This is a genomic window from Streptomyces sp. CRN 30 (assembly GCF_034105845.1).
This window is the reverse complement of sequence record NZ_JAVRHI010000396.1, coordinates 40,145-57,985: the sequence shown is the minus strand read 5'-3', so window position 1 is coordinate 57,985 and position 17,841 is coordinate 40,145. Positions and strand designations below refer to the sequence as shown.

The following is a 17,841-nucleotide window of genomic DNA, read 5'->3' as shown; positions in this document are numbered from 1 at the left end:
CGCGGTCCGGGTGAGCGCGTATGCGATCAGTGGGGGGAACGGTCGACCTCGCTACGGGAGCTCCGGCGGAGCCACGGGCGCCCCCGGCAGCCGTACCGTCGCCACCGTGCCGCCCCCCTCCGCGCGGGCCAGCGCGACCTCGCCGCCCAACTGCCGTACCGTCCGCGCCACGATCGACAGGCCCAGCCCCGAGCCCGGCAGGGCCCGCGCGGAGGGTGAGCGCCAGAAGCGGTCGAAGACGTGGGGGAGGTCCTCGGCGGGGATGCCGGGGCCGTGGTCGCGGACGGTGAGGACGCCCTGCGCCAGGGACACCTCGATCGTGCCGCCCTCCGGGCTGAACTTCACCGCGTTGTCCAGGATGTTGACGATGGCGCGCTCCAGCGCCGACGGTTCGGCGCGGACGTACCAGGGGGCGAGGTCCGCCGTGATGGTGAGCTCCGGGCCGCGCAGCCGGGCCCGGCGCAGGGCCGACTCCACCGTGTCCAGGAAGTCCACCACCTGGACGCGCTCGCCGGGCCGGTCCGAGTCCGAGCGGGACAGTTCCTGGAGGTCGCCGATGAGCGCGGCCAGCTCGGTCATCTGGGCCTTCACCGAGGCGAGCAGCGCCTTGCGGTCGGCCTCCGGGATCGGGCGGCCGGTCTCCTCGCTGCGGGTGAGGAGCTCGATGTTCGTGCGGAGGGAGGTGAGGGGGGTGCGCAGCTCGTGACCGGCGTCCGCGATCAGCTGCTGCTGGAGTTCCCGGGAGTCGGCGAGGGACGACGTCATGGAGTTGAAGGAACGGGAGAGCCGGGCGATCTCGTCGTCGCTGTCCTCCTCCACCGGAATGCGGATGCCCAGGTCCTCGGTGCGGGCGACATGCTCGACCGCTTCGGTGAGCTTGTCCACGGGGCGGAGACCCGCGCGGGCGACCGCCAGGCCGGCGGCTCCGGCGCCGACGACTCCGATGCCGGAGACGAGCAGGAGCAGCAGGGCCAGTTCGTTGAGCGTGGACTGGGTGCTCCTGAGGGGAGTCGCGAGGACGATGGCCGCCGGGCCCTCGGTGGTGGACACGGGCACCGTCAGTACACGCACCGCGTTGCCGCTCCCGTCGGTCCCGTCGTGGAAGACGCCGTTGCCGTGGCCGGTGTTCCTGATGACGGCCTTGTCGGTGTCGGAGACCCTGACCCTGCCGATCGCGGTCGGGTTCACGCAGACGGTCCCGTCCTCCTTGACCACCTGGAAGTAACTGTTGCTCGGGATGCCGCGGATGTCGTCCCGCACGTCCTGGACGCAGAGATTGAGGACGTTCTCGGCCACGTCCCCCAGCTCCGGCCGGTTCACCATCTTCTTCAGGTCGTTGTCGACCTGGTCGTACAGTTTCCCCTGCACGATGAACCAGCACGTCACCGACACCGCCGCCACGGCGAACGCCACCGCCGCCGAGACCAGCAGCGACAGCCGGGCCCGCAGGGGCAGGGAGCGGTACCGGCGTACGAGTGCCCTCACTCCGCGCCGCCCGCACGCAGTACGTAGCCCACGCCGCGCACCGTGTGCACGAGGCGGGGCTCGCCGCCCGCCTCGGTCTTGCGGCGCAGGTACATCACGTACACGTCGAGGGAGTTGGAGGACGGCTCGAAGTCGAAGCCCCAGACCGCCTTGAGGATCTGCTCGCGCGTGAGCACCTGCCGCGGATGGGCCAGGAACATCTCCAGCAGCGTGAACTCGGTGCGGGTCAGCTCGACCGCCCGGCTGCCGCGCGTGACCTCGCGGGTCGCGAGGTTCATGGTCAGGTCGCCGAAGGCGAGCACCTCGTCCTGCGGGCCGCCGTCCCGCGCGGCCGCGGCCGCCGCGTACGAACTGCGCCGCAGCAGCGCGCGGACCCGGGCGAACAGCTCGTCCAGCTCGAACGGCTTCACAAGATAGTCGTCCGCCCCCGCGTCCAGGCCGGTGACGCGGTCGCCGACGGTGTCACGGGCCGTCAGCATCAGGATCGGCGTGGTGGTGCCCGCGCCGCGCATCCGGCGGGCGGTGGTCAGCCCGTCCATGCGCGGCATCTGGATGTCCAGGACGACCAGGTCGGGCCGGTACGCGGTGGCCTTCTCCAGCGCGTCCGCGCCGTCCACGGCCACCTCGGTGTCGTACCCCTCGAAGGCCAGGCTGCGCCGGAGTGCTTCGCGCACCGCCGGCTCGTCGTCGACGATCAGGATGCGCTGGGGGTCGCGGTCGCCTTCGGCGGGGCTCATGGTGTCGTTCCTCGGGTGCGGTGTGACGGGACGTAGCGGGCGTCTTCAGCCTCGCACGTCCGGTGGACGGCCGGGCAGTGGGAACCCCGGGACCGTGCGGCTCAGCTGTCGGCGCCGCCCGCCCGCAGGGTGCTCAGGTCGGACTTGACGTCGTTGACCGGGATGGCGAAGCCGAGGCCCACGCTGCCCGCGTCGGAGGAGGCCGAGCTCGACGAGTACATCGCGGAGTTGATGCCGATGATGTTGCCGCTCATGTCGATCAGGGCGCCGCCGGAGTTGCCCGGGTTGAGGGAGGCGTCCGTCTGGATCGCCTTGTACGTCGTCGTCGAGGAGCCGGTGTCCCCGTTGAACTGCCGGCCGCCGAACTCGAACGGCCACTCGCCGCCACCCTGCTGCTGTTGCTGCTGCCCCTGGCTCTCGTCCGTGGAGACGGTCACGTCCCGGTCGAGAGCGGAGACGATGCCGCTGGTCACGGTGCCGGTCAGGCCCTCGGGGGAGCCGATCGCCACGACCTCCTGGCCGACCTGGACGTTGTCGGAGTCGCCCAGGGAGGCGGCCGTCAGCCCCGAGGCGTTCTCCAGCTTGATCAGTGCCAGGTCCTTCGCGCTGTCGGTGCCGACGACCTGCGCGCCGTACTCCTTGCCGTCGTCCGTCGTCACCGTGACCGAGGAGGCGCCGGAGACGACGTGATTGTTGGTGATGATCTCGCCGTCACTGGTGATGATCACCCCGGAGCCGGTGGACTCGCCGGCGTTCGAGGAGGCGCTGATCTCCACGATGCTCGGGCTGACCGCCTTGGCGACCCCCGCGACGGTGCCCTTCTCGCTGGTCGGCACCACGCTGGTGCTGGTCGAGGCGGCGGCCGTGACGTCCTTGCCGGTCAGCTCCTGGATGCCGTACGCGGTGCCGCCGCCGATGGCCGCGGCGACGATCGCCACGGCGGCCAGCAGGGCCAGCGGGCCACGGGTGCGCTTCCTGGGCGCCGGAGCGGGCTCCCGCACGTCCCGCGCGGCACTCGGCTCGTACGCCGGCGGGGGCGGCCACTCCGGATTGACGGAAGGGACAGGAGCGACAGGAGTGGCGGAAGTGGTGGGGGCGCCGGGGGTGTAGACCTGCTGTCCGTGTCCCTGGGGGTACTGGTGGTCGTACTCGCCGCTGCGGCGGAAGCTGCTCTCGGTCATGTCCATGAGCTTGTCGCCCGTCCATGAGAGCTCCCTGAGTCCCGGCTGAGAAGCCCGGCAGAACCGCGTTCGCCCGATTTGAGGACGCGGCGCCTTCCGCCGGGCGGCCAGGAGGGAGGGCTACCGGCAGCCGCAGGAGTGCCGGACCACCAGCCGCGACGGGAACAGCTTCACCCGCTCGCGCCGTGAGCCCGCGACCCGCAGCCCGTCGTCGAGCACCAGGTCCACCGCCGCCCGGGCCATCGCCGTACGGTCCGACGCGACGGTCGTCAGCGGCGGGTCCGTCAGCGCGGCCTCCTTGACGTCGTCGAAGCCGGCGACCGCCAGCTCCTGCGGTACCTCGATGCGCAGCTCGCGCGCCGCGCGCAGCACGCCGATCGCCTGGTCGTCGGTGGAGCAGAAGATCGCGGGCGGCCGGTCCGGGCCGGCCAGCAGATCGAGGGCGATCTCGTACGCGTCGTAGCGGTTGTACGGGGCTTCGAACAGGCGCCCCTCCGTGGGTATCCGCGCCTCCTGCATGGCGCGTCGCCACCCCTCGACGTGGTCGGAGACGGGGTCGCCGACCAGCGGGGTCTCCGCGACACCGCCCATGCAGGCCACGTACTCGTGCCCGTGCTCCAGCAGGTGGCGCACCGCGAGCTGGGCGCCGCCGATGTCGTCCGTGACGACCGCGACGTCGTCGATCGCCTCGGGCCGCTCGTGCAGCAGCACCACGCGCGCGTCCCAGGCGTCTATCTCGGCGGCCGCGTTGTCGTTCAGCGCGTGGCTGACCAGGATCAGGCCGGAGACCCGCATCCCGAGGAAGGCCCGCAGGTAGTGGACCTCGCGCTCGGCGATGTAGTCGGAGTTGCCGACGAGGACCATCTTGCCGCGCTCGGCGGCCGCCTGTTCGACGGCGTGGGCCATCTCCCCGAAGAAGGGCTGGCGGGCGTCCGGCACGATCAGGCCTATGAGCTCGGTCCGCCGTGACGCCATGGCCTGGGCCACCCGGTCGGGCCGGTAGCCCAGCTCCTTGATCGCTGCTTGGACGCGCTCGCGCGTGGCCGGGGCGACCGGCCGGGGTCCGTTGTTGATCACGTAGCTGACGACGGCGGTGGAGGTCCCCGCAAGTCGCGCCACGTCGTCCCGAGTCACCTTGGCCACGCGCGGAGTCTACGCGGATTGCAAGGCTCTGGGCAGGGCGTACCGGCTCCCGGTACGGAACCGGTCACGCCCCGCGCGCGGGTCAGGCCTCCGCGCCCACCTCGGAGGCGTCCGCGGGTGCCGTCTCCTGTGCGCTCTGCGCGCTCTGTGTGCTCTGTGCGTCTCGTGCGTCCTGTGCCCGAGCGGCCGCCTTGGCCGTCGCCTCGGCCGAGCGGTCCGCCTTCTCGGGCGTCACGAACCGGTAGCCCACGTTCCGCACGGTGCCGATCAGCGACTCGTGCTCGGGGCCGAGCTTGGCCCGCAGCCGCCGTACGTGCACGTCGACGGTGCGCGTACCGCCGAAGTAGTCGTAGCCCCAGACCTCCTGGAGCAGCTGCGCGCGCGTGAAGACGCGGCCCGGGTGCTGCGCGAGGTACTTCAGGAGCTCGAACTCCTTGAAGGTCAGGTCGAGCACCCGGCCCTTGAGCTTGGCGCTGTACGTCGCCTCGTCCACCGACAGGTCGCCGTTGCGAATCTCCATCGGCGAGTCGTCGTTGACGATCTGCTGGCGGCCCATGGCGAGCCGCAGCCGGGCCTCGACCTCGGCGGGACCCGCGGTGTCCAGCAGCACGTCGTCGATGCCCCAGTCGGCGGTGACGGCCGCGAGGCCGCCCTCGGTGACGACGAGGACGAGCGGACAGCCGGGCCCGGTGGACCGCAGCAGCTGGCACAGGCTGCGCACCTGGGGGAGGTCGCGGCGGCCGTCGATCAGGATGACGTCGGCGCCGGGGGTGTCGACCAGGGCGGGGCCCTCCGCGGGGGCCACGCGTACGTTGTGCAGGAGCAGGCCGAGGGCGGGGAGCACCTCCGTCGACGGCTGGAGGGCGTTGGTCAGCAGCAACAGAGAGCTCATCGCGCTCCTCCCTCGTGCTTGCGGCCTCGCTCGAGCACCCGGGTCGTCGTCGGTTCGTGCACGGTTCGCTCGCCCATAACGTTCGGTTCCTCCTCGGTCCCTGCGATGGGGCACTCCCACGCCCTCTTCACAGGGGTGGGGGAGTCTGCGGCACTGCTTCGTACGGTGCGAATCCCGCGCCCCGGGGACCCGCTGTGCGGTGGACCCGCCGTACACCTGCGGTTTCCCGCGTCGTATACAACGCTTCCGAAAGCACAAAAGGACCCGGGGGCAACGCTGCCCGAGTCCTTCACTCAGCAGAATAGCCCACATGAGCACTGGTGCGGCAGGTCATGTGGCGCCACCGCCTGCCGTCCGGCCCCCGGAGAAGGGCGTGCGCACGCCGCCGCGGAGGCCTCCGCGCACGTACGACGGGGTGCCGATCGGCGTCGTGCGCGAGCCAGGGGGCGTCGTGCGCGACGCCGGAACGCCACCCTCACGTCACTCCGTGTTCGCACCGCCGGGAGTGCCGGGGGTGCCAGGGGCGCACAGGAGCGCGGGTGGATGCGTATCGAGGTGTGCGCGCCGAGGCGGTCGGGCCGGTCGGCCCGCAGGGCGCACGGGGTCGCCCCTGAGTGCCCGTTCCGACCCGTTCTCGTACGGTGTTCGGTCGGCGTTCGGTCCCCTGGCCGCCCCGTTCGGCGCGGGCGGCTAGCCTGGCGGTGTTCACCGCGTACACCAACACTGATGTGCGTCACGACGATTGAGGGACGAGATGGCAAAGGGCACGGTGCGGTACTGGGCCGCAGCCAAGGCCGCCGCCGGGACCGCCGAGGAGCCGTACGACGCGGGCACGCTCGCCGAGGCGCTGGACGCGGTCCGCGGGCGACACCCGGGCGAACTGGTCCGCGTGCTGCGGCGATGCTCGTTCCTCGTCGACGGTGATCCCGTGGGCACCCGCGGACATGAGACGGTACGGCTGGCCGAGGGCGGCACGGTCGAGGTGCTCCCGCCGTTCGCAGGAGGGTGACCACACGATGAGCAACCAGCCCCACGGCTCCCCCTACGAGGGGTACGACCCGTACCAGCAGCAGCCCGCCCAGCCCTCGCATGCTTCGCAGCCCTCGCAGCCCGCCTGGCAGTACGCGGAGGAGCAGGAACAGCAGCAGTACACCCAGCAGTGGGCGGGCCAGACCTGGGAGACGCAGCTGCAGCCGCCGGTCCCCGCGGCCGACGCGGCGGAGACGGCCTACCTGCCGTCCCAGGGGTACGGGCAGCAGCAGCCCCTGGCGCCCGAGGCACAGCAGCAGTGGCAGCAGTACGCCGCCCAGCCGCAGGGATACCCGCAGGGGTACACCCAGCCCCACGCGCATCAGCAGCACCAACAGCATCAGCAGCACCAACCGCACTATCAGACGCAGCAGCCCCAGCAGCAGCACCAGCCTCACGGCCATCAGCAGCCGGCCCAGCAGCCGGCCCAGCACTTCGCCACCCGTCCCCCCGCCGGAGCGGCGGTGCCCGCGCCCACGCGCCGGGCCGCGCCCACCGACCAGGCACAGCGGGCGCACCAGGCGCACCAGGCGCACCAGGAGCCGCAGCAGGAGGCGGAGCCGGAGGCCGGTTACGGTCCCCCGACCCTCACCGGGAACGCCCGCATCACCGATGCCCAGCGCGCCCGCGCCGAGGGCCGGTCGCCGATCATCGAGCCCGGTATGCAGCCGGCGCTGCTCACCGCCGTCCTCGGGATCCTGCTCTCCGCGACGGCGGCGATCGGCCAGTACGCCCTGGTCGTGCCGCTGGTGATTCTCCAGGCGGTGACCGCGGCCGGCTGGTTCCGGCTCAACGGCATGTGGCCCGCCCGGCAGGGCATCGTGCTGGCCTTCGCCGGCGCGCTCACCGCCGACGTGGCCCTGCTCGCGGTCGGCCGGGAGAACGCACCGGCCGCCATCCTCGGCACCCTCGGCGTGTGGGTCCTGCTGACGCTCGTGCTCCAGCTGCGCAGCCACGCCGATCCCGACGAGCGGATGTACGGACTGACGGCGACGGTCGCGTCGGCCGCCCTGGCGATCATCGCCACCGGGTACCTGGCGGCCGAGTCCGACGCGGTGACGGCGGGCGCGGCGGCGGTGGCCGTGGCGGTGCTCGCCCGCGCCCTGCCCCTGCCGGCGGCGGCCTCCGTGGTCGTGGCGCTGCTGGCCGGTGCGGGCGCCGGGATCGCGGCGGGCTCGATGACGGGCCTGGGCGGGCAGGGGGCCCTCGTCGGGCTGGGCGCGGCCGTCTGCGCCCTGGCCGGTCACCGCGTCGCCGCCTACGACTACCCGTCCCGCTTCGTGCACTTCACGGCCGGTGTGGCGCTGCCCCTCGCGGTGGCGGCGCCCGCGGTCTACCTGCTGGGCCGCGCGCTGGGGTAGGCGCGGCCGGCCGGCACGGGTGATCGACTCCTCATCGGGAAGACACCGCGTTCCGCCTCCCGCCCGGCTAGGGTCGCGTGCAAGCGGCCGCTCGGGCCGTTGACGAGCGACGAGCTGACGGGCGGGATCCAGGACATGCGCGCACTGCGAGCACTGATCGTCGTCGCCGTGATCCTCGGCGGACTCTTCGTGATCGCGGACCGTGTCGCGGTCAACTTCGCCGAGAACGAGGCGGCCGACAGACTGCGTACCAGCGAGGGCCTGAGCAGCACACCGGACGTGTCCATCCAGGGCTTTCCCTTCCTGACCCAGGTCGCGGGCGGCGAGCTGGACGAGGTCGAGGTGGGCATACCGGACTACGAGGCGCCCTCCGGCGACGGCGGTGGCACCGTCCGCATCACCGACCTGAGGGCCGACATGCGCGGGGTCGCCTTCGCCGGGGACTTCAGCTCGGCCACCGCACGGTCCGCCACGGGCAGCGCGATCATCCCGTACGGGGAACTCCTCAAAGCCGCGAAGTCGGAGCCCACCCAGATCGCGCCCGGGGTGACGGCCCGGGTGGTCGGCCTCTCCGACGGCGGCGACGGCAAGATCAAGCTTGAGGTGGACGCGACCGTCCTCGGCCTCGACCTGCCCGAGCCGGTCACCGTGCTCAGCTCGGTCGCCGTCGAGGACGGCACCGTCCAGGCGCGCGCGGACTCCCTGCCGGACCTGGGCGTGAGCCTGCCCGACAGCGCGATGCGCTCGTTCACCGACTTCCAGCAGGCCATCGACAAGCTCCCCGGCGGCATCGCGCTCGACAAGGTCGAGGGCGCCGCGGACGGCGTGCGGATCACGGTGAAGGGTTCGGACGTCGAACTGGCGGGGTAGGACAGCTGACGGCCGCGCGTGGGCCCGGCCGTCCGTCAGGCGAGACGCGGCTGTCCGTACCGCAGTCACGACCTCCCGAACATGCGTCCGCAGCGGTCCCCTGCGCCTTGCGGAGCCCCGCCCTTCCCATACTTCGGACGGTCTTGTCTCACGATGCGACACATCGGTGACACGCGTACCCGTCCGTCCTTACGATCGGGCGCATGAAGCAGCGACAGGCGGACCTCACGAAGCGGCGGGCAGTCGACCTGTGCCGCGTCGCCGCCATGCTCTGTCGCGCCGTCTGACGGGAGCGCGCCTCCCGTTTCCCCGGGCCCTGGCCCCGATCCAGGGCCGCCCGTGCGCCGCGTCGCCCGCCCGCCGGGCCTGACCGCGCACCTCCCGCTTCGTCACGCACAGCACCGCCGCAACTGCCCCGGAGGAGAACAACATGAGCCGCAGCGACGTCCTGGTCGACGCCGACTGGCTGCAGGAGCACCTGTCCGACGAGAACCTCGTCGTCGTCGAGGTGGACGAGGACACCACCGCGTACGACAAGAACCACATCAAGAACTCGATCAAGCTCGACTGGACCAAGGACCTGCAGGACCCGGTCCGCCGCGACTTCCTCGACCAGGAGGGCTTCGAGAAGCTCCTCTCGGCCAAGGGCATCGCCAACGACAGCCTGGTCGTCCTCTACGGCGGCAACAACAACTGGTTCGCGGCCTACGCCTACTGGTACTTCAAGCTGTACGGCCACGAGAACGTGAAGCTCCTCGACGGCGGCCGCAAGAAGTGGGAGCTGGACGCCCGCGAGCTGGTCGAGGAGGTGCCCGAGCGCGCCGCCACCACGTACACGGCCAAGCCGCAGGACACCTCGATCCGCGCCTTCCGCGACGACGTCGTCGCCGCGATCGGCAAGCTGAACATCGTCGACGTGCGCTCGCCCGACGAGTTCTCCGGCAAGCTGCTCGCCCCGGCCCACCTGCCGCAGGAGCAGTCGCAGCGCGCCGGCCACGTGCCGTCCTCGCGCAACATCCCGTGGTCGAAGAACGCCAACGACGACGGCACCTTCAAGTCCGACGACGAGCTCAAGGCCCTCTACGAGGACGAGCAGATCGACCTCTCCAAGGACACCATCGCCCTGTGCCGCATCGGTGAGCGCTCCTCGCTCACCTGGTTCGTGCTGCACGAGCTGCTCGGTGTCGAGAACGTCAAGAACTACGACGGCTCCTGGACCGAGTACGGCTCCCTCGTGGGCGTGCCGATCGAGCTCGGCCCCGCCAAGTAGCTCGGCCCCGCCAAGCAAGGGAGAAGCACATGTGTGGAGCGAAGGCCGGCGGCCCGGACGCCTCGACGATCAAGCCGGGTGAGACCACCATCCAGGGGCAGGTGACCCGCGACGGCGAGCCGGTGACCGGCTACGTCCGGCTGCTGGACGCGACCGGTGAGTTCACCGCAGAGGTGCCCACCTCGGCGACCGGACAGTTCCGCTTCTACGCCGCCGAGGGCACCTGGACCGTGCGGGCCCTCGTTCCCGGTGGCACGGCGGACCGGACCGTGGTCGCTCAGCAGGGCGGCCTGGCGGAGGTCGCCATCGCCGTCTGAGCAGCCGTGTGACGGCGGCCGGCGGAAGCCGGACAGCGAGAAGGGCCGTATCCCGGGGCCGAAGGGCCCGGAGGTACGGCCCTTCGCCGTACCGCGTGCGGGCGCCCGTTCCGGGCCTACGCTGGGAGACATGTACGCACGGCGGCGGCACGTGTACTTCGCCATGATGGGCGTCTGCCTGACGCTCTTCGTCCTGGGCTGCGCCGTCGTCCGCCTCTGGTCGGTGCCCGTGGCCGTCGGCATGTGCGTGGTGGCGATGGTCATCCCACCGCTGGCCGCGATCGTGGCCAATCGCCGCGGCCCCGACGACCGGTGGTGGGACGCGCCCTCCGGCGACGAGGAGTCCGACGAGTGGTGGGACGAGCTGGACGGCAGGAAGCGGCGCAGACAGCCCTGACGGGCACGTCCTGACGGCCCCGTCACGCTGGTCACGCCACGTCACGGTCAGTACACGAGTGCCTGGGTGCCGTCCGCCATCGCCTCCTGCACGAACACCTGCGCGCCCGCGATCCGCACGCCCTCGAGGACGTCCGCCTCGGTGATGTCGCGCCGGGCCGCGCACTGGGTGCACAGGGTGAGGCGGCCGCCGGCCAGGACCGAGTCGAGCAGATCGGGCAGCGGAGCCGCGTGCGGGAGCTCGAACCCGGCCGCCCGCCCCGGCAGCGCGAACCAGGCGGACTCCCCGGTCAGCCAGAGGGACACCTCCACCCCACTGGCCACGGCCACCGCCGCCACGGTGAACGCCTGCGAACAGCGCTCGGGGGCGTCCGCCCCGGCCGTCACCTTGATCAGGAGCTTCTTCGCCATGGCGGGATGGTAGTCCGTGGGGCGGGCCGTCCCGGGGCCGCCCCGTCCGGCCGAGCCCCACCTCACGCGGAAACCCGGGCCCCCGCCGCGTAAGCTGGGGCCCGGCCCCGTGTACGTATGCGCTACACCCGCTCAATCGAGGAGCACCCTGTGGAGATCTTCTTCGAAGTCCTGCTGGTCCTGGTCGCCGTCGGCGTCCTCGCCTTCACCTGGCTGGCAGTGAAGAAGCTGTACCAGGGCCAGCGCTGACCCCCATCGAGGAACTTCCTATCCCATGATTGAGATCCCGTCCGACCTGCACAAGGACCTCGTCCCGCTCGCCTTCCTGCTCGGGAACTGGGCCGGTGCGGGCGTGCACGACTTCCCCGGCGACGAGAAGTGCAACTTCGGCCAGGAGGTCACCTTCACCCACGACGGCCGGGACTTCCTGGAGTACCGCTCCCACACGTGGGTGCTCGACAACGACGGCAACAAGGTCCGTCCGCTGGAGAGCGAGTTCGGCTTCTGGCGGATCGACGCCGACCGCAAGGTCGAGGTCACCATGGTCCGTGACGACGGTGTCGTCGAGGTCTGGTACGGCGAGATGGCCGAGAAGAAGCCGCAGATCGACCTGGTCACGGACGCGGTGGCCCGGACCGCCGCCTCGGGCCCGTACAGCGGTGGCAAGCGGCTCTACGGCTATGTGAAGAGCGACCTCATGTGGGTCGGCGAGAAGCAGACCCCCGAGGTCGAGCTGCGCCCCTACATGTCGGCCCACCTGAAGAAGGTCGTCACGCCCGAGGACGTCGAGCGCTGGGCCAAGGCCCTCCCGGACGACATGCCGGACGACGGGATCGCCTTCTTCCGGTGAGCGCCTTTCGGTGACTCCGGCGACTTCCCCGACCGCTTCCGCGCGACTCGCCCTAGACTTCCCGTGTGGTGAGCACCGACTGGAAGAGTGATCTGCGGCAGCGCGGCTACCGGCTGACCCCGCAGCGGCAACTCGTGCTCGAAGCCGTGGACACCCTGGAGCACGCGACCCCCGACGACATCCTCGGCGAAGTGAGGAAGACGGCGTCGGGGGTCAACATCTCCACCGTGTACCGCACGCTGGAGCTGCTGGAGGAACTCGGGCTGGTCTCGCACGCCCATCTGGGGCACGGGGCGCCCACCTACCACCTCGCGGACCGGCACCACCATCTCCATCTGGTCTGCCGCGACTGCACGAACGTGATCGAGGCGGACGTCGAAGTGGCCGCCGAGTTCACGGACAAGCTCCGTGAGACGTTCGGTTTCGACACGGACCTGAAGCACTTCGCCATCTTCGGCCGGTGCGAGGGTTGCTCCCTCAAGGCTTCAACTACCAAGTCGTAGGCTTGGTCCCATGAAGAGCCCACTGCTGTCCCTGCCCGGCGCCGTCCCCGCCGAGGGCGTGGACGAAGGCGTCGCCGCCCACTACGGCGATCTGTTCCGCGAGCAGCGCGCCCTCGCCGGCGGCGACGGTTTCGTCGACCTCTCCCACCGGGGCGTCGTGACCGTCACCGGCGCGGACCGGCTCAGCTGGCTGCACCTGCTGCTCACCCAGCACGTCAGTGACCTGCCGGCCCACCGGGCCACCGAAGCGCTCGTGCTGTCCGCCAACGGCCACGTCGAGCACGCGCTGTACCTCGTCGACGACGGGGAGACCGTCTGGGCCCACGTGGAGCCCGGCACGCAGGGCGCGCTGATCGCGTACCTGGAGTCGATGAAGTTCTTCTACCGGGTGGACGTGGCGGACCGGACGGACGACATCGCGGTCGTGCACCTGCCGGCCGGTTCCATCGCCGAGGTCCCCGAGGGCGTCGTCGTCCGCGAGACCCCGTACGGCCGCGACCTCTTCCTGCCCCGCGCGGACCTGGAGGCGTACGCGGAGGGCGCCGGCCCCGCCGCCGGACTGCTCGCGTACGAGGCGCTGCGCGTCGAGCAGCACCGGCCCCGCCTCGGCTTCGAGACCGACCACCGCACCATCCCGCACGAGCTGGGCTGGATCGGCACCGCGGTGCACCTGCAGAAGGGCTGCTACCGCGGCCAGGAGACCGTGGCCCGCGTGCAGAACCTGGGCAAGCCCCCGCGCCGCCTGGTCTTCCTGCACCTGGACGGCAGCGAGGTGCACCTGCCCGCGCACGGCACCGAGATCCGCGTCGCGGGTGAGGGCGAGGGTGAGGGCCGGAGGATCGGCTTCATCACCACGTCCGTACGCCACCACGAGCTCGGCCCGGTCGCACTCGCGCTGGTCAAGCGGAACGTGCCGCTGGACGCGCGCCTGCTGGCCGGGGACACGGCGGCGGCGCAGGAGGCCGTCGTCGAGCCGTAGGCCTGTGGACGGGGCCCGGCCGCACTCGATCCGACCGGACCCGTCAGACCTCGATCAGTACGGTGAACGGGCCGTCGTTCGTCAGCGAGACCCGCATCTGCGCGCCGAACCGGCCCGTCGCCACCGTCGCGCCCAGGGCGCGCAGCCGGGCCACCACCTCGTCCACGAGCGGCTCGGCGACCTCGCCGGGCGCGGCGGCGTTCCAGGTGGGGCGGCGGCCCTTGCGGGCGTCCCCGTACAGGGTGAACTGGCTGATCACGAGCAGCGGCGCGTCGATGTCGCTGCACGACCTCTCGTCCTGGAGCACGCGGAGCGACCAGAGCTTGCGCGCCAGCCGGTCCGCCTTCTCCTTGGTGTCCTCGTGGGTCACGCCGACCAGGACGCACAGCCCCTCGCCGTCGATCTCCCCGACCGTCTCGCCGTCGACGACGACGCTCGCGCCGTCCACCCTCTGCACCACCGCACGCATGCGGACCATGATGCCGTGCGCACCGGGGTCACCCGTTCGGGGGTATGGACGGGAGCCGGTACGAACGACCGGCGCGCGCCGAGCGCAATCGTTTCGCCCCGCGTCACCCCAGGTGCGCGCCGTGTGCCGCGAGGATGATCGTTCTTCATATCCTCAACCGGCCATCTGGGCCGATCAAGGGCACTCGGTCACATAGCGTCCACTTCTGGTGGCACCATGCGGGTGTTGTGGTGCGTGCGTGATCCGCGCCGCGCCGGTCGAGGGGACGGGTGGCAGCAGCATGAGCGCATCGAGTGCGAGTACGAGCGGCAGTGCGGACCTGGGCGCGGGGGCGTGGCCGGCGGAGTGGGCCGCCGCGGGGGCGCCCCGCCCGCCCACCCAGCGCACGGACAGTCCGCCCCTGCGCCCCGGCCCCCCGCGGCCCGGACTGACGGAACTCCGCCTCCCGGAACTGCGGGAGCTGCGCCGGGACGCCCAGCGCGACGAGGCCGACCTCAGCTATGTGCGGCGGCTGCTTCAGGGGCGGATCGACATCCTGCGCGCGGAGCTGGCCCGGCGCGGCGGGACGGCGGCGCCCGCGGGTCTGGTCGACCGGCTCACGGAGATCCTCCGGGACGCGCCCACCCGCCGGCGCTCCTCCGCCCGCCACGTGACGGTCGGCACGCCGCGCGGTGCGGAGTACCGGGCCCTGGCCGCGGAGATGCTCGGCGAGGTGGAGCTCTCCGACCTGCGGGCCCGTACGGACGACGAGCTGGCCGCCGGCCTGGGCCGGCTCGCCCGCTACGAGCGGCAGGTCTCCCGCCGGCGGCAGCAGCTCCAGCGCACGGCCGACGACTGCAGCTCGGAGATCGCCCGCAGGTACCGTGAAGGGGAAGCACAAGTAGACGACCTGCTCAGGTGACGTTTCGGCGGCAGAGACGCCCGGTGCCGGGTCCGGCCGGACCCGACCGGTCACCGGCCCGCCGACCGCCGTCACGTGGCGCCGGACGGGAGACCCCCGGCCGGGCCGGGGCAGGTCCCCGTTCCGGAAGGCCGACCGCCGATGACCGTCACCCCTGCCACGCCCCCCGCGACGCCCCTCGACCCCCCTCCCGCCGCGCCGCCCGTCCTCGCCGAGGCCGTACGCTCCGGCTTCGTCGAGAGCCGGCACCGGGGAAGCCTGGTGCTGCTGGCCGCGGACGGCTCGGTGGAGCTGGCGCTCGGGGACGTGACGGCGCCCGTCTTCCCCCGGTCCGCCAACAAGCCGATGCAGGCGGCCGGCATCCTGCGGGCCGGTCTCGACCTCGCCGGGGAGCGTCTCGCCCTGGCCGCCGCCAGCCACTCCGGAGAACCGTTTCACCGGGACCTGGTGCAGAAGATGCTCGCCGAGCACGGGCTCACGCCGGCGCGGCTGCAGTGCCCGCCGGACCTGCCGCTGGACCAGGAGGAGGCGGAGACGTACCTCGCCTCGGGCGCGGCCCGCGACCGGGTCACCATGAACTGTTCCGGCAAGCACGCGGCGATGCTCGCGGCCTGCGTCCTGCGCGAGTGGCCCACCGAGTCGTACCTGGAGCCGGACCACCCCCTCCAGCGGCTGATCCACACGGTGGTCGAGGAGGCGGCGGGCGAGCCGGTCGCCTCGGTGGGCACCGACGGGTGCGGCGCGCCCCTCATGGCGATCGGCCTCACCGGGCTCGCCCGCGCCTTCCGCTCCTTCGTCCTCGCGGCCCCCGGCACCGCCGAACGCCGCGTCGCGGACGCCATGCGGACCCACCCCGAGTACGTCGCCGGCACCCGGCGGCACGATACCTGGCTGATGCGGGAGGTCCCGGGCGTGCTGTCCAAGATGGGCGCGGAGGCCGTCCAGGCGGTGGCACTGCCGGACGGCCGGGCGCTGGCGCTCAAGGTGGAGGACGGGGGCACCCGTGCGCTCCGCCCGGTCCTCGCCCGCGCCCTCGCCCTCCTGGGCGTGGACGCCCCGGTGGTCTCCCGGATCGGCGGTGTGCCGCTGCTGGGCGGCGGCCTGGAGGTGGGGGAGATCAGGGCCATGTTCTGAGGCGCGCGGCGGGCGGAGCGGCGGGCGGAGCGGCGGAAGGGCGCCGCCCTGGTGGGCGACGCCCTTCCGCGGACGTCCAGGCGTCTGTGGTGCCCGGACCTCTTCTGAGCCGTGCTGAGCCGTGCTCCTTCCCTGCGGTCGCTGATCGCTGGTGCTGTCACCGTGATCCGTATGCGCGGTGACGAGGTGTTGCAGGCTCCCCGGTATTCAGTTGTGTGTGCCGTATTCGGTTGTGGCGATGTGAAGTTGTCACCGTATGCGGTTGTGACTGTGCGGCTGTGATGGTGCGGCTGTGACGGTGCTGCGAGGCCGGCCGGGCTCCCGACCCCCCTCCCGTGGGGAGCCCGGCCGGCGTCACTGATGCCAACCCCCCGTTAGCCTGACCATGTTGTCGAAGTTGGTGACCAACTCTATCTTTCTTATCTCCTCTTGGAGTCGGCTCATAACCACCTTCCCATGAACTGCCGCAAGATGGCGCGAAGTTGTAGGGTTTGGTCGTGGAGCCGGAAAGTACCGCCGTCAATGGGCGGAAGAGGGCACAACGGCCACAGAGGTCTCACCGCGAGGTGGCCGACGAGCTGCGCAGCCGGATCAGGTCCGGGGTGCTGCGGCCGGGGGAGCGCATGCCCACCCAGGCCAGGCTGGCCGACGAGTTCGGCGTCGAGCGGGGTGCCGTACGGCAGGCGCTGCGCATCCTTCAGTCGGAGCGTCTGCTCACCAACGTTTCCAAGGGAAGCCCGGCCACCGTGGCACCGAACCCGGCGGACGCCCTGATCGGGCCCGAGGCCCCGCCGCAGCCCACGACGGTGGCGCTCGCCCCGCGCATCTCGGCCGCCTTCGCCGTGGAGCACGTGAAGATCGACGCACTCTGCCTGACGTCCGTCTCGCTGACGCTCGCCATGGGGGAGCCGTTGCGCGAGATTCACTCGGGTCGCACGAAACCGGCCACGGTCGACGTCCGGGTGCTGATGCCCAGCCGCCACATCGACCTCGCCTTCCCGACCCCGACCTCGGTCGACCCGTCGGCCGACCGCCGGCTGCAGCGCCGCTGGCTGGCCCAGCGCAACGCCCAGGGCCAGGTGCTGCGGCACAACCTGATGACCCTGCGCGCGACGCACGGCATCGACGTCCGTGTCTCCTTCCGGGCCCTGCCCTTCACCCCGCCGGTGAAGCTGTACCTGCTCAACGGCTCGGAGGCGCTGTTCGCGTACTACACCGTGCAGCGGCACGAGCGTGAGGTGGACAGCGAGAACCTGGAGACGTACGACACCGTGGGCACGCAGTCGATGCTGTTCGCCTTCGAACGGGGGGCGGCCCTGCGGGACACGACCTTCGTGGAGCAGTCGCACCTGTGGTTCGACGCGCTGTGGGAGACGATCAGCTCCGAGATGCTGCTTACGGACTGACCGCCTCCCGGACGTCGTTCGGCCGTCCGTACGGTGCCCCGGCCGTGGGGCAGGCCCGCGGTGGCGCGGTCACGTGGCGGGCGCGGTCACCGTCATGGCGAGGACGACGGCGCCGATGGAGCTGCAGAGGGGGCTTCTGGCCTTCAGCCCGATGGTGAGGAGCAGCAGCCCGATGATCCCCATCGGGCCGTACCGCCACTCGATGAGCTGTTCGACGCCGGCGAGAAGGACGGCGGAGAGGAGCGCTATGAGGGGCACGGGTGGTACCTCCTTGGCTGCGGGGCCGGTACCCGAGCGGTACGGACCTGCCGTTCACGGCCGTTGGGCAGCTGCCGACCCGCGGTGAGAGGAGGCAAACCGTCCGCCAACTCCTCAGAGTTGGCAACCAACTTACTGAGGTTGTGCCCAGTTGGTCGCGCCTCGAAAACAGCCGCTGGGCAGGTCCTCACGGAGCGTCCGGGGATGGTCCGCAGTCGGTCCGCGGATAGTCCGCAGACGGTCCGCGGA

21 protein-coding genes are annotated in these 17,841 nt (G+C 71.8%); 13 read left to right on the top strand and 8 right to left on the bottom strand.

Annotation, left to right across the window (positions count from 1 at the left end; all coding sequences use genetic code 11):
• Positions 1-51: 51 nt before the first annotated feature.
• From UW392_RS43150 to UW392_RS43130, 5 genes are all read right to left on the bottom strand, one after another.
• A complete protein-coding gene (locus UW392_RS43150; protein ID WP_320780764.1) occupies positions 52-1,485 on the bottom strand; it encodes a HAMP domain-containing sensor histidine kinase in 1,434 nt (477 codons plus the stop codon).
• The gene (locus UW392_RS43145; RefSeq protein WP_320780763.1) at positions 1,482-2,222 is read right to left on the bottom strand and encodes a response regulator transcription factor; all 741 of its coding nucleotides are present in this window, start codon (positions 2,220-2,222) and stop codon (positions 1,482-1,484) included. The genes UW392_RS43150 and UW392_RS43145 overlap by 4 nt, the downstream gene beginning before the upstream one ends.
• Before the next feature lie 101 nt (positions 2,223-2,323).
• A complete protein-coding gene (locus tag UW392_RS43140) occupies positions 2,324-3,409 on the bottom strand; it encodes a S1C family serine protease (protein WP_320780762.1) in 1,086 nt (361 codons plus the stop codon).
• Between the two features lie 114 nt (positions 3,410-3,523).
• On the bottom strand, positions 3,524-4,546 hold the full coding sequence (locus UW392_RS43135) for a LacI family DNA-binding transcriptional regulator (RefSeq protein ID WP_320780761.1): 1,023 nt from the start codon (positions 4,544-4,546) through the stop codon (positions 3,524-3,526).
• A gap of 82 nt (positions 4,547-4,628) precedes the next feature.
• Positions 4,629-5,438, bottom strand: a complete 810-nt coding sequence (locus UW392_RS43130; RefSeq protein ID WP_320780760.1) for a response regulator transcription factor — start codon at positions 5,436-5,438, stop codon at positions 4,629-4,631.
• Between the two features lie 754 nt (positions 5,439-6,192).
• Between UW392_RS43130 and UW392_RS43125 the strand changes: the two genes are divergently transcribed.
• The 7 genes from UW392_RS43125 (at position 6,193) to UW392_RS43100 (ending at position 10,682) form a co-directional block, all read left to right on the top strand.
• A complete protein-coding gene (locus UW392_RS43125) occupies positions 6,193-6,447 on the top strand; it encodes a MoaD/ThiS family protein (RefSeq protein ID WP_320780759.1) in 255 nt (84 codons plus the stop codon).
• 7 nt (positions 6,448-6,454) lie between these two features.
• The gene (locus UW392_RS43120) at positions 6,455-7,828 is read left to right on the top strand and encodes a hypothetical protein (protein WP_320780758.1); all 1,374 of its coding nucleotides are present in this window, start codon (positions 6,455-6,457) and stop codon (positions 7,826-7,828) included.
• 135 nt (positions 7,829-7,963) lie between these two features.
• The gene (locus tag UW392_RS43115; protein WP_320780757.1) at positions 7,964-8,698 is read left to right on the top strand and encodes a DUF2993 domain-containing protein; all 735 of its coding nucleotides are present in this window, start codon (positions 7,964-7,966) and stop codon (positions 8,696-8,698) included.
• A 203-nt stretch (positions 8,699-8,901) separates the two neighbouring features.
• A complete protein-coding gene (locus tag UW392_RS67135) occupies positions 8,902-8,985 on the top strand; it encodes a putative leader peptide (RefSeq protein WP_350807544.1) in 84 nt (27 codons plus the stop codon).
• A 143-nt stretch (positions 8,986-9,128) separates the two neighbouring features.
• Positions 9,129-9,968 carry a sulfurtransferase gene (locus UW392_RS43110; protein WP_320780756.1) on the top strand — a complete coding sequence of 280 codons (840 nt, stop codon included), beginning with the start codon at positions 9,129-9,131 and terminating at the stop codon, positions 9,966-9,968.
• A 29-nt stretch (positions 9,969-9,997) separates the two neighbouring features.
• On the top strand, positions 9,998-10,285 hold the full coding sequence (locus UW392_RS43105; protein ID WP_030187974.1) for a DUF1416 domain-containing protein: 288 nt from the start codon (positions 9,998-10,000) through the stop codon (positions 10,283-10,285).
• Positions 10,286-10,415: 130 nt separating this feature from the next.
• Positions 10,416-10,682 (top strand): DUF3099 domain-containing protein, encoded by a 267-nt coding sequence (locus UW392_RS43100; protein WP_320780755.1) that lies wholly within the window; start codon positions 10,416-10,418, stop codon positions 10,680-10,682.
• A 47-nt stretch (positions 10,683-10,729) separates the two neighbouring features.
• Here UW392_RS43100 and UW392_RS43095 read toward each other — a convergent pair whose 3' ends face one another.
• Positions 10,730-11,092: a DsrE family protein gene (locus UW392_RS43095; protein ID WP_320780754.1), complete on the bottom strand. Its 363-nt coding sequence runs from the start codon at positions 11,090-11,092 to the stop codon at positions 10,730-10,732.
• 274 nt (positions 11,093-11,366) lie between these two features.
• On the opposite strand from UW392_RS43095, the gene UW392_RS43090 reads away from it, so the two are divergent.
• From UW392_RS43090 to UW392_RS43080, 3 genes are all read left to right on the top strand, one after another.
• Positions 11,367-11,942 (top strand): FABP family protein, encoded by a 576-nt coding sequence (locus UW392_RS43090; RefSeq protein WP_320780753.1) that lies wholly within the window; start codon positions 11,367-11,369, stop codon positions 11,940-11,942.
• Between the two features lie 65 nt (positions 11,943-12,007).
• On the top strand, positions 12,008-12,445 hold the full coding sequence (locus UW392_RS43085; protein WP_320780752.1) for a transcriptional repressor: 438 nt from the start codon (positions 12,008-12,010) through the stop codon (positions 12,443-12,445).
• A 10-nt stretch (positions 12,446-12,455) separates the two neighbouring features.
• Positions 12,456-13,424, top strand: coding sequence for a folate-binding protein (locus UW392_RS43080; RefSeq protein ID WP_320780751.1), 969 nt, complete (start codon positions 12,456-12,458; stop codon positions 13,422-13,424).
• A gap of 43 nt (positions 13,425-13,467) precedes the next feature.
• Here UW392_RS43080 and dtd read toward each other — a convergent pair whose 3' ends face one another.
• Positions 13,468-13,893, bottom strand: a complete 426-nt coding sequence (gene dtd, locus UW392_RS43075) for a D-aminoacyl-tRNA deacylase (protein ID WP_320780750.1) — start codon at positions 13,891-13,893, stop codon at positions 13,468-13,470.
• Positions 13,894-14,173: 280 nt separating this feature from the next.
• On the opposite strand from dtd, the gene UW392_RS43070 reads away from it, so the two are divergent.
• From UW392_RS43070 to UW392_RS43060, 3 genes are all read left to right on the top strand, one after another.
• Entirely contained in the window at positions 14,174-14,794 is a 621-nt protein-coding gene (locus UW392_RS43070; RefSeq protein ID WP_320780749.1) for an AmfC protein, read from the top strand.
• A gap of 141 nt (positions 14,795-14,935) precedes the next feature.
• On the top strand, positions 14,936-15,928 hold the full coding sequence (locus tag UW392_RS43065) for an asparaginase (RefSeq protein ID WP_320780748.1): 993 nt from the start codon (positions 14,936-14,938) through the stop codon (positions 15,926-15,928).
• 491 nt (positions 15,929-16,419) lie between these two features.
• Positions 16,420-17,334, top strand: a complete 915-nt coding sequence (locus tag UW392_RS43060) for a FadR/GntR family transcriptional regulator (RefSeq protein ID WP_320780747.1) — start codon at positions 16,420-16,422, stop codon at positions 17,332-17,334.
• 69 nt (positions 17,335-17,403) lie between these two features.
• On the opposite strand, the gene UW392_RS43055 is transcribed toward UW392_RS43060, so the two are convergent.
• Complete coding sequence (locus UW392_RS43055) at positions 17,404-17,592, bottom strand: hypothetical protein (protein WP_320780746.1); 189 nt, start codon at positions 17,590-17,592, stop codon at positions 17,404-17,406.
• Positions 17,593-17,841 lie beyond the last annotated feature (249 nt).